Origin of the sequence: Bacteroides sp. BFG-637 (assembly GCF_024793605.1) — a bacterium.
Taxonomy (GTDB): Bacteria; Bacteroidota; Bacteroidia; order Bacteroidales; family Bacteroidaceae; genus Bacteroides; species Bacteroides vicugnae.
The window spans coordinates 5453945-5466676 of the sequence record NZ_JANUPD010000002.1 but is presented as its reverse complement, the minus strand read 5'-3'; the positions used below and the strand labels follow the sequence as shown (position 1 = coordinate 5466676).

Here is a 12732-nt window from a genome sequence, read left to right as displayed (position 1 = left end):
TTAATCGTTTATTGTGCGCTACTTTGAGTATTACTTCCTGTAAATTCTGCTGTAATTGGCATTGGCATGCTTCCCGGTGAGAAAACGATGCTAACAGCGGCTGTTCCGTCTGCATCAATTGTACCGTTCAGACTTGTGCCGTTAATAGCAAGAGCTTCACCTGTAGTTTTTTGGGTATCTGCTTCAAAGGCACCCAGACTGAGCGAGTAACTACCATTGTTTGCTTTAGTAACATTGACTCCGGTAACAGTGAATTTTTCAAAGTTACTCATTGAACCTCCTGCATTATTAAACCCGCTGATTGTAACATTTACAGTACTGCCTGTTGGGTTTTCAATCTTTACTTGGCAATCTGTAGTAGAGCCAACTTCTTCTCCTTGTACTTTAAGGCTCAAATTAGTTTGGTATTTATAAGTATCTTTTATATAATAACCAACAGGAGTTTCTCCTTGTATGAAATCAATCTCCATTTTTCCCATAGGTACAGGAATATCAACATTGGCTTTCAAACTTAACACTTTAGAACCATCTACACTACCTTCTAATGTGTAGTCGTAGCTACCGCCTGTGCTGCCGCCCATAGACATGGCAACTTCACCGGAACCGCTGAAAGATTTATTAGAAGAAAGTTTTAAATTATTCAGAGTGAAATCTCCGGATCCGGATTTATATACCAAATTGATGGTACCATCTTCGTTGGCAGTGATTGTTGCAGTGGATTCATCCCCCAACAAATAATCAGAGAACATATTGCATGCGCCGACTGAATAACCTTTATAAGCTCCTGCTATTTCTTTGGCAAGATTAGATTCATCGTCGTCGTTGTCGCTACAAGAAACGAAAGTAGAAGAAAGAGATAGTGCCATAAGGGCAACCATCCAAAAGTTTAAGATTTTCATACTTAATTTTGATAGATAATGATTAATTAAATTTCCAGCTGCAAAGTTACAGGGATATATATACAGGGGAAATACCTAAAAGAAATGAAAAAATGAAAGGGCTTTAATTATAAGTAGGTATTGGGAGGAGTGGTTTAACTCGTTATTTTTGCAGTCTTTTACTAAATTGATGATTAAAAACTCAAAATAAGAAGAAAATGAAAGGTGGTTACAGTAGAAAAAGTGTATTGACAGGGATTACTTCTTTCCTGATTGTATTGTTTACTATGCCGTTGGGGCATGCATTAATGATTTTTATGGAGCATGTGCTCTCATCCACAGCTCTTCACTATGCGGCTTTCACGATGGGAGCAGCAGGTCTGGTGATGGTGATTATTGGAGTGTTTGCAAAAGGAGATACACGACAGACGTTATGGGGATTATTCGGAGGACTACTCTTCTGGACCGGATGGATAGAGTTTATCTACGTATATTATGCACATCGTTATGAAGTGCAACCATTGCTGAACGCTGCCGGTGAAGTCGTGACAAAACCGGAATATTTAATCATGCCTTCCTCCTTCGGCTTTTGGGTGATGTTTATGCTGATTTACATTTTCAGTATAAAAAGCGGATGCGACTTCTTTACCTATCTTCAAAAAGTCTTTTTCCGTAAGAGTACCACCACGATTGTAGTACGGCCGATGACACGTCATACCTCGATTGTTACTTTTATGGAGTTAAATCTCATCATGTGGACGAGCTATCTCGTGCTACTCTTCTGTTATGATGAGAATTTTGTCGGCGAGCATAGTCCTGTTACTGCTATAGTTGCTTTCGGCTGTCTGGCAGGTTCGTTTTTTATGTTTAAACGCCTGTTGAAAATCACTCAATGGGGATATGCCATGCGCTTTTCTATTGCTACGGTAGTAGTGTTCTGGACTTTTGTAGAAGTATTGGGACGCTGGAATATCTTTCATGAAATATGGGTAGAACCAATGGCATATACGACAGAGATGATTACGATACTTTTGGCTTTCTTTGTTCTGTTGGCATTTCTGTTCTACCAGTCTGCTAAAAAGAAGAATAGTCATAACTAAAATATAGAATCAGAAATTATGTTAGAAAAACGATTGCTCGGAGAAGGAATACATATACGTTATATGGTAGACCGGAACAAATTTCTGGAAAAACTTGCCAGCCGTTAATACTGCCAAAAGCGGAAAGGGATGAACTAATCTCCTGATAAGATGTTTTTTATATAATTAGATATAATAACAATATATATAATGGAACCTCATCATCACGAACATAGTCATCGTTTGACATCGCTCAATAAAGCTTTTATCATAGGTATTGCTCTGAATATTACTTTTGTCATAGTAGAATTCGGAGTAGGATTTTATTATAATTCTTTGGGGTTACTTTCCGATGCCGGGCATAATTTGGGTGATGTAGCCAGTCTGGTGCTTGCCATGTTAGCTTTCCGGTTGGAGAAAGTTCACCCTAATAGTCGTTACACGTATGGATATAAGAAGAGTACGATACTTGTTTCTTTATTAAATGCAGTTATACTGTTGGTTGCTGTCGGCATTATTATTGCCGAGAGCATAGACAAATTATTTCATCCGGTTTCGGTTGATGGTTCCGCTATCGCATGGACAGCTGGGGTGGGAGTGGTCATCAATGCGCTTACTGCATGGCTTTTCATGAAAGATAAAGATAAGGACCTGAATGTGAAAGGAGCCTACTTGCACATGGCAGCAGATACACTGGTATCTGTCGGTGTAGTTGCTTCCGGTATTATTATTACGTATACGGGATGGAGTATCATTGACCCGATTATCGGACTTGGCATTGCTGTTATTATTATTGTCTCTACCTGGGGATTGCTTCACGATAGCCTCCGGTTGTCATTGGATGGAGTGCCGGTGGGGATAGATGCTCAAAAGATACAGCAACTTATCATGGAACAGCCCGGTGTGGAGAATTGCCATCATCTACATATCTGGGCATTGAGCACAACGGAAACTGCCCTGACAGCCCATGTTGTCATTGATGACGTAGAGAGAATGGAAGAGATAAAATGTTCAATTAAAAATAAGTTGGAAGAAGCGGATATTCATCATGTGACACTCGAATTTGAAGATAAAAGTATCTCTTGTGAAACTAAAAATAACTGTTATTAGGTATTACTAAGAAATAATATAGCAATTTGTTGCGATTGTCCGGGCCGCATTAAGTATTTAATTTTGCGGTCCGGATAATTGTTTATAACAAAACGCTAAAATGAGAGCATTTATTATTTCTTTTTTTGTAGTTATTTTCATTTCTGCCATTAGTTTTCAAGCTACCTATGCCCAACAAAAAGACATTGTGCTGACCGGTATGGTCACAGATCATCAGGGAGAACCGCTTCCTGGCGCTACGGTTCGTATTGGAAATACTCAATTTGGTACGGTGACTGATGCTAACGGACGCTATCAGTTGCGTGGAAGATGGAAAAAAGGAGACATGATTATCTTCTCCTTTATCGGAATGAAAGATGTCCGTGAAAAGTATATGGGACAGAATATACAGGATGCAGCTATGCAGCAGGATGCCAAATCATTGGATGAGGTGGTCGTGGTGGCACGGCAGAATATCAATGAGTTGGATATTCGTGCAAAATCCGGTGTAGTGCAGAATGTAGATATGGGACGTCTGAATAGCAAACCTATGATTGATATGTCGTTAGCATTGCAAGGAAGTGTTCCCGGACTGATTGTTACCAATACAGGTGATTTGGGCTCGAAGCCGGAAATTCGTATTCGTGGAAACTCGTCTTTTCGCGAAGGGGATGCTGCGAATGAACCACTATATGTAATGGACGGACAGGTAATCTCATCCGATGCCTTTATGACCCTTAACCCGGCGGACATTAAAGAAATAAAGGTGTTGAAAGATGCTGTGGCATGTGCCTTGTATGGTATCAAAGCCGCCAATGGAGTAATAGAAATCACTTCCTTGCGCGGGAATCCCGATGGACGTACAACTACCAGTTACAGTTTCAATATGGGTATTACTACTCGTGGACGCAGGGGAGTCGAGATGATGGATACGGACGAGAAACTGGAACTGGAGCGCCGATTACAAAATCGTTCTACTCCCGGTTATCGGTACAGTGAGGATTACTACAGGAAGTATTTCGCCAATGATCCGAATTTGAACCAAATGATAGCCGAAGGGCAGGGAATACTCGATTCTTTGCGCACCATTCATACTGACTGGTTCGACGAACTGATTCATTTAAATACCTATCAACGTCATAATCTGAGTGTCAGAGGCGGATCGGAAAAAACGTCTTATTATGTATCCGCCAATTATGCCCAGCAAGGAGGACGTGTGCCGGGGAATGATACACATCGTTTTACTGCCACTATGAGCCTTGACCAGCAACTGGGTAGGGTGGGATATTTGTCATTAAGTGCCAATGCGGGATATTCTGAAACAGATACGCCGAATGGAAGTTCATATTCTCCTACCGATTTGATCTATCAACTCAATCCTTATGAAACAAAGACGGGAAAATTAGTTTCTTTTTCTAATGAAACTTCAGATTACACTTATAATGATTTGTTAAGTCAGTACAACAGTAAATCGACAGACAAACGCGGTGGAGTAAGTGGGAGTTTGAATTTGGAACCTCTGAAAGGATTGAGTATCGATGCTGTAGCAGGTATTGATATGCTTTTGAATGAAGGCATGACGCTGGTGCCTTCTACTTCTATCAGCGAACGAAACAGCGGGGTGGATGAAGCAGAGCGTGGAAAGCTCTCCAAAGAGAAAAACGTGACAACGAATGTTTCATCGAATGTCCGCATCACTTATAACAAGATATTTGCGGAGAAACATGATTTTACTATTGGCGGGAATATGGATTATTATATGACGGATGCGGATAATGTTTCTATTACAGGATATGGAGTGGGTACGCAAATGTCACCATCCGCTATCAACCAGTCTATTTCCGGTAATAGAAAACCTGTGGTCGGTTCTTATAAGGAAAAGACTGCCCAACTGGGAGTGGGGCTGGTGATGGGATATAGTTTTGATAATACTTACGATCTTTTCGCGACCTACAAAGCGGACGCTTCTTCTATCCTTCCTGAATCCAAACGTTGGAATGCCGCATGGGCTATCGGTTTGGGATGGACGATCAGCCAGTATCCTTTTCTGAAAGATAATAATGTAATCTCCCGCTTGAACTTGAAGGCTTCTTACGGGCGAATGGCTAATTTGGCGGGAGTGTCTGCTTCATCAACGATTGGTACTTTTTCTTATTCGACTGATTATTATGGAAATGCACGTCTCCTGCAGTTACTCGCACTTTATAATACCGATCTGAAAGCGGAGCAGACAGCATCTACGGATATTAGTTTGTCGGTTGAACTATTCAAACGTCTGACTTTGGACGCCAACATTTACCGGCGTGAGACAAGCGATGCTTTGCTTGATGTTCCGGTTCCGTTGTCTAATGGATTCAGCACGATGAAACGCAATATTGGCGTGCTGCGCAATGAAGGCTACGAATTGAGCGCTTCCCTGAAAGTACTTGATACTTCTGATTGGCGTCTTTCGCTACGCGGATCACTGGCGTACAATCGTAATAAGGTAGTCGATTTATATTATGCCGATCGCTTATATGCAAGTGAAGAAGCTATTATTCCTGATTATGAGATAGGAAAATCGTATGATATGATTTATGGATTGAAGTCGTTGGGGATTAACCCGATTACAGGCCTTCCCGTATTTCAGGGAGCAGACGGGCGCGAAATACCAGCCACGGAAAATCCGTCGAAAGAGAACATTGTAGCTTTGGGTCATGCGACCCCTCCTTACAGTGGTATATTCAATTTAAGTTTTTCTTATCGTGATTTTGATTTGGATATGGATTTCTATTATGTATTTGGCGGAGTTAAATCTTATAGTTATTCATACGTCCGCTCTTCCGATGACGCTAATAAAAATGCCATAAAAGGGCAATTGCGGAATATGTGGTTTGAGAAAGGAGATGAAGGAAAGACGTACCATTCTCCTTTTTACAGTTCTTCGGCTATCGCCTCACTGGATTATCCGAATACGGAAACTGTTGGAAAGAGTGATTATCTGAAACTGTCAATGGTGTCATTGCGTTATCGTGTTCCGCACACATTTCTGGAGAAGAACTGTAATTTCATTAAATATGCCAACGTTGCTTTCCAGGCATCCAATCTGTTTATGATTACTCCTTATAAGGAATCTGATCCGGAAACAGGTTCGTTGGCGGGTACGATGCAGCCAGTGTTAACCATTAATTTGAGTTTGACTTTCTAAACATGGATGGATATGATGATTGTAAAAATGATAAATAAAAGTCGGATCAAAACTGTGATAGGCAGTCTTTTCCTGACACTTTGTTTCACTGCCTGCTCATTGAATATTCCGTATGAAAATCAGTTTTCGGATCCGGATGCCATAACAACGCCGAATACTGCCCGTGAGTTGTTGGCAACTGCTTACAAGCAGTTGCCAAGTCCGGAATTTGACTTATCGGTATTAGGCGATGATTTTGAAACAACTTCCTGGATTTCCCGGGATGCGAGTTTGAATAATCTTTATAAATGGCAGACGCAACCCATAGAAGATCTCGCCGTTTCCATCTGGTCTGACTATTATGCGGCGGTAGCTATAGCGAATGCAGTGTTGGAACGTGTAGATGGCATATCGGTATCTACAACTGAAGAGACGAAAGAACTGCAAGCAGTGGTGAGCGAAGCGAAATTGTTGAAAGCTTATTGCTACTTCAATCTTCTCCGGCTTTTTGCACCGGATTATGAAGACGGGCCGGAAAAGGATGGAATCATATTGAAGGATCAGCTGGAATTGGAATTTCTGTATCGGTCGAGCATTGAGGAATGTGTGACTGCCATTCGTGAGTTGCTCAAGGAGGCCTTGACGGTGGAGAATAATCCTTCGGATGTTTATTGGTTTTCACAGTATAGCGGTTATTATATGTGGGCGGAATTGGAACTGTATGCTCATAATTATGAGCAGGCGGCAGAGTATGCACAAAAGGTGATCGATGAAAAAGGCGGCTATGATGTGCTTGGTGAAACGGTGTATGCTACATTGTGGAGCAATTCGTCCTGTGCAGAACGGGTGTTTTCTTTGTTTACAAACAGCAGCTATTATACCGGTATAAATTATGATACACATAAAGGGGATTACATGACAGTGAATAGTTCCCTGATAACCTTGTATGCTGATGGAGATATTCGTTCGGGAGCATCTGTATTTACCAAAGAAATGACGGATGATGCATTGGGCAACACGACGATGGAGAATTGTTTGGGTAAATATAATAAAATGAACTGGGAGAAGATAGAGCCGCAATATATCAATAAATATCGTGTGGCTGGTGCCTGTTTTATTCTGGCGGAAGCATACTGTCGTGACGGAAAGGGGCACGATGGACAAGCTGTCGGGGTGATGAACCGGTATTTGGAACAGCGTAATGCCACTTTGCTGGATACGCAGTTGTCCGGCGAGCCTCTTCTAAAGGCTATCTTTCAAGAAAAATGGAAAGAGTTTGTAGGAGAGGGGGAACGCTATTTTGATTTGAAGCGATGTCGTAAGGGAGTACTGTCCGATTGGAATACTTCCGGTACGATGGCAACAGACAAACGTGTTCAGGCGGATGATTACCGTTGGACTTTCCCCATTCCGAGAGGAGAATATCTGTATAATGAGAATGTATCACAGAATGAAGGTTGGACAAAAATAGAGAACTGATAATTTTAATTATAAACGAATCAATAAAATGAAAAAAGAAATGAAGAAACTGTTTGTTTATACAATGGGAATGTTCCTGTTGTCTCTTGTCACATCGTGTGGAGATGATAAAGAAGATACTGGGTATACAGGCGTTAATAAGATTTATTTATCTGCAGAAAATCCGGTGATTGAAGAAGCGGAAGCAACTCCCCTGACGGTAAATGTCGATCTTACTACAGCTTGTGAGCAGGATGTTACACTTAATTTTGAGGTATTGGATGACGAAGCCGGTATTTTAAAACTGGTAAATAATCCGGTGACTATTCAGGCCGGTCAGAAGAAAGCGACTTTTCAAGTTGTATCCAATCAGAAAAATCTGTTGGCTGTAGATACTTATTTTCAGATTGGCATTTCTACTATTCCTGTAGAGAATATGGCTTTGAATGCAGTGTTAAGTGTGCGTGTGAAACCCGATCCGCAAATACCGGAACTTTCCGAGGAACAATTGGCATTGATTGAAGGCTATAAAACTAAATATAACATTGATTTGACAGACTGGCTGGGAATCGTTTCTTGTCACACAGTGGTAAATAGTCCTGCAGATGGATATTTAACTCCTTTTGTTCAAGCGTTCACAAAAGAATACGACGGGAAAACAATTATTACTTTGAGTGAGGAGGCTACGGCTGAAATGCCTGTGTTGAAAATGGTGGACAACCCGATGGGATTAACCGAATATCTATATTGGGTATTTCGTGCCGAAACGGTCGAAGACTCCGAGTATTGGACAGAGTCACCGGCATCACAGACCTTGATGGAACAGATTAATTGGAATAAAAATACCAATGAAAGCTTCTCCGCATCATTGAACGGTATAAAACTTAAAGATATTACTTCTTCTACTGCCACTGTAGACTATATAGGAGAAGGAACAGACTCTTATGGTGATCCGATAAAAGCAGTTCCGTTCTCATATACTTTTAGTGCATGGACCCGGCAACAAGAATTGATGAAAACAGATCCAACTGCTCAAGAAATCTATGAACAGGGGGAAGGGCAGAACCCGATTATTATTTGTGCAATACAGGTATTGACGAAGATGGTTGGGAAGATCCGGAAAATTTTGAAGAGTCTACCGGTAGTATTGATTTTACTGCTAAAAAGATGACCTTTAAATTTTTGATAGACCACATGAATGCCGGTGGATATACCCATGTAACAGTGACCTATGAGAAGAAATAATAAGAACTTGTATAAGTATGTTTCCATAGCAGCTATTTTAATAGCTGCTATGTGTGTGTATATACCTGGGTATGCGCAATCTGCTCCGATTTCTCTTCCAAAAGGAACTGTAGAGGGGTATTTGCCTAACGGACTGCATTATTTAATATTGAAAAACGCTGTTCCTGCTTCAAGGGTAGAGTTCCGTTTGATTATGCGTGTCGGTTCTGTTCAGGAAACGGAGAATCAGAAAGGATGTGCTCATTTCCTCGAACACATGGCATTTGGTGGAACCAGGCATTTTCCCAAACGTTCATTGGTGAGTTATCTGGAATCTAAGGGAGTGAAATACGGAATTGATATCAATGCTTTCACAGGCTACGATCGTACCATTTATATGTTTGCTGTCCCCACAGATCATGGGCAGGAGGCTGTTGTTGACAGTTCGTTGTTGATTATACGTGACTGGCTCGACGGAATATCTTTTCTTCCGGAGAAAGTGGAGAATGAGAAAGGAATCATTCTGGAGGAATTGAGAAGTTATGATCTCAATGATGAATTCTATCAGTTGAAGATTGGACAGGGTGTTTTTGGAAACCATATCCCTTTGGGTACTGCCGATGATATTCGTAAAGTGACCCCTCAAGTACTCAAAGAATATTATAATAAATGGTATACTCCTTCACTGGCTACATTAGTGGTAGTGGGAGATATTTCTCCCAATGAGATAGAGGCTAAGATAAAAGCAGGTTTCTCTTCATTAAAGAAACGTGTGGCTAAAGATTTTCGCATTTATCCGTTGGAGTATGCAAAAGGTATTCAAATATCGGAAGTCAGAGATTCGTTGCGTAACCATACGAAAGTGGAGTTGATGATTCCTCATCCTTGTGTGGTTGAACGCACTATAAACGATGCTGTCAAGAAAGAAACCGGACGTCTACTGCTTCGGGCAATAACACAACGTTTTCGGGGGCGTCACATCAAAGCGGATCTATCTGATTCCTGGTATTTGAGCGATAAGAATCATTTGGTATTGGCAGTAGAGGGAAACGACAGGAGCGAAATACTAAGTACTATAACTACTGCCGTAGCCGAATTAAACTGTTTGATTCGTGAAGGATGGGACAAGGAGGAACTGGCAGATGTCCGTACACAATTCTGCAATCAGCTAGCTGAAGGCAATCCTGACGATGCGCGTTCTTCCTATTTATTTCTGTGATGATTTTACTGATTATGTAATATCAGGTGATCGTTATATGACTGCCCCGGCGGAGCGGAAGCAATTGAAAGAAGCCATGTTGCATGTGCAAAATAACGATTTGCAATTACTGCTAAAAGAATGGCTTACTTATCAGAAACAAGCTATGCTTGTTGCCTGTAATTCTCATCCGGGGTTGGGGATGCCATTGACAAAACAGGAAATAGCTGAAGCGTGGGCAGAAGGTGAACGGGCAGAATGTATACCTTATACTTATGTTCGCCAGGAAGAAAAAGAGGAAGTGCCGGTAGAAACACCCGCTTGTTTGGCTATCCGTCCTCCTTTTGATGCTACGATGATTGCTCATATCAATGTCTATAATGAAATGGGGGTTAGGGAAGTAAAGCTGAAAAATGGTATTCGTTTAATAATGAAGCCCACACAGGATTCTGACAGCACCTTGTATCTGACTTCTTTCGCTCCCCTCGGCACTTCTTCCTTGTCCGACGAAGAATATCCTTTGTTAGAAGGTGTTGGAGGATATATCGATATGGGAGGTCTTGCGAAAGTAGATGGTCAAATTCTTTCAGAATATCTTTTTCAGAAAGAAATGTCAATCACTGTAGCCATGGAAAATCATTGGCATGGTTTTATGGGAATGTCTTCCACTGCTAATGCGCCGGAATTCTTCAACTTGATTTATGAGAAGATTTTTGATCCTGAACTGAAATACGAAGATTTTGAAGAGATACGTCAGGGATTGATGCAGAATGAAGGGAAAGAAACCATGTTGGAGAAAATGCTGAAAAGGGATTCAGGGCGTCAGTTGTCTGCCCGCATCAATGAATTGATGGGGGCATCTATTATGCGTCCATCTATTCGCTCTTTTGCAGAACGGTTGAACCTCGATTCCATAGCCGGATTTTATAAGAAATTGTATACACGTCCCGAAGGAACTACGTATGTTGTATGTGGTAGTTTCAATCCGGATTCGCTCATGCGCCAGTTTGTGTCTGTATTCGGAAGAATTCCGGTTTCAGGAAATACGGTGCAATACTCTTATCCTAGTTTTGAACTACCGGATAAAACCCTTATAGAGGGATTTCCTAATGATAACGAGACACAGACCTTGTTTGATTATTTACTTTACGGTCATTACCAGCCTTGCCAAAAGAACACACTCATGTTGAAATTGATGCGAGATGTAATTCGTAACCGCCTGATTTCAGTCTTGCGTGAGCGGGAGTCATTGGTCTATTCTCCTTATATTTCATTGTTTTATGAGGGAATCCCGTGGGGTACATTCTACTTTGACATAAATGCTTCTGCCGATAACCGGAATATGGGGCAGATAGACCGTTTGTTGAAAGAAATTCTTCAGAGGCTGGAGGAAGAAGAAGTAGATATACAGGAATTACAAACCATCAAGCGCTCTTTCCTCTTGGCAAAACGTGAAGCATTGAATGAAAAATCACCGGCAGCATGGCGTACCACGCTGGTCGGATTACTTAAAAATGGGGAATCATTAGCTGATTTTGAACAATACGAACAATGTCTTGATGAGATAACTCCGGTTGAGTTGCGTAAAGCTTTCAAAGAATGGATTGACTTGGATAATTATGTGCTATTATATTTGAGTAATAATAAATTGAAGAATGAAACAACAAATGATTAAGCGTTTATTAGTTATAATTTGGGGGTGTTTTTGCCTGCAAATGGTTACCTGTGCACAGGTAGGAGTGGACAAGCCTGCCTACGTGTTATATGATAATGCGGGGAAAGCAATTACTTACAGCCAATTGATAAAGCAACTGGAGAAGTATGATGTCGTTTTCTTAGGAGAGATGCATAATTGTCCTATCACTCACTGGCTGGAGTTTGAAATAACCCGTTCCCTTTACCATATTCATAAGGACAAACTGATGTTGGGAGAAGAAATGATGGAGAGCGATAACCAACTGATCCTGAATGAATATTTGCAGCGTAAAATTTCTTACGATCGTTTTGAAGAAGAGGCTCGTTTGTGGCCTAATTATAGTACGGATTATTCTCCGGTAGTCTATTTTGCTAAAGAGAATAAGATTCCGTTTATCGCCACAAATGTACCCCGCCGTTATGCCAATGCAGTGAAAAACGGGGGACTTGAAGTGCTGGATTCACTGTCAGATGAGGCTAAAAGATACATTGCCCCTTTGCCCATTTCTTTCAATTATGATGAAAAGGAGAGTGAGGCAGCTTTTAGCATGATGAATATGATGGGAGGACAAAAATCCGGAGATAATTATAAGTTGGCACAGGCACAGGCTGTAAAGGATGCTACAATGGGGTGGTTTATAGCTCACAATATGAAAGACAAATTTCTGCATATTAATGGAAGCTATCATTCCGACTGGAAAGGTGGGATTATTCCCTATCTGCTTCAATATCGTCCCGGGACAAGCGTTGTGACGGTTACTTCCGTACGTCAGGAAAACACGGATAAACTGGATGAAGAAAATAAAGGTCGTGCGGATTTCTATATCTGTGTCTCGGAAGATATGGTAACCAGTTATTAAGAAAGTAAAAGAATCAGGTTAGTAAAACTCATAAAAGTCTCCATGATGCTGTGCGTCTGGAGACTTTTTTGTACCTTCGCGCCCT

6 protein-coding genes and 2 pseudogenes are annotated in these 12732 nt (G+C 41.1%); 7 read left to right on the top strand and 1 reads right to left on the bottom strand.

Annotated features, from left to right (window positions below; all coding sequences use genetic code 11):
- Positions 1-8 precede the first annotated feature (8 nt).
- Positions 9-899, bottom strand: a complete 891-nt coding sequence (locus NXX38_RS21480) for a calycin-like domain-containing protein (protein ID WP_234133656.1) — start codon at positions 897-899, stop codon at positions 9-11.
- 197 nt (positions 900-1096) lie between these two features.
- Here NXX38_RS21480 and NXX38_RS21475 point away from each other — a divergent pair, with 197 nt between their 5' ends.
- From NXX38_RS21475 to NXX38_RS21435, 7 genes and pseudogenes are all read left to right on the top strand, one after another.
- Positions 1097-1978, top strand: a complete 882-nt coding sequence (locus NXX38_RS21475; RefSeq protein WP_148367622.1) for a hypothetical protein — start codon at positions 1097-1099, stop codon at positions 1976-1978.
- A 189-nt stretch (positions 1979-2167) separates the two neighbouring features.
- Positions 2168-3067 (top strand): cation diffusion facilitator family transporter, encoded by a 900-nt coding sequence (locus tag NXX38_RS21470; RefSeq protein WP_148367623.1) that lies wholly within the window; start codon positions 2168-2170, stop codon positions 3065-3067.
- Positions 3068-3167: 100 nt separating this feature from the next.
- Positions 3168-6233, top strand: coding sequence for a SusC/RagA family TonB-linked outer membrane protein (locus tag NXX38_RS21465; protein ID WP_217722496.1), 3066 nt, complete (start codon positions 3168-3170; stop codon positions 6231-6233).
- A gap of 12 nt (positions 6234-6245) precedes the next feature.
- Complete coding sequence (locus NXX38_RS21460) at positions 6246-7691, top strand: RagB/SusD family nutrient uptake outer membrane protein (protein WP_195649951.1); 1446 nt, start codon at positions 6246-6248, stop codon at positions 7689-7691.
- A 28-nt stretch (positions 7692-7719) separates the two neighbouring features.
- Positions 7720-8915, top strand: a pseudogene (locus tag NXX38_RS21455) (DUF4929 family protein).
- A pseudogene (locus NXX38_RS26825) lies at positions 8902-11767 on the top strand (M16 family metallopeptidase). Before NXX38_RS21455 ends, NXX38_RS26825 begins: the two co-directional pseudogenes overlap by 14 nt.
- Positions 11748-12647 carry a ChaN family lipoprotein gene (locus NXX38_RS21435; RefSeq protein WP_148367628.1) on the top strand — a complete coding sequence of 300 codons (900 nt, stop codon included), beginning with the start codon at positions 11748-11750 and terminating at the stop codon, positions 12645-12647. Before NXX38_RS26825 ends, NXX38_RS21435 begins: the two are co-directional and overlap by 20 nt.
- Positions 12648-12732: the final 85 nt, after the last annotated feature.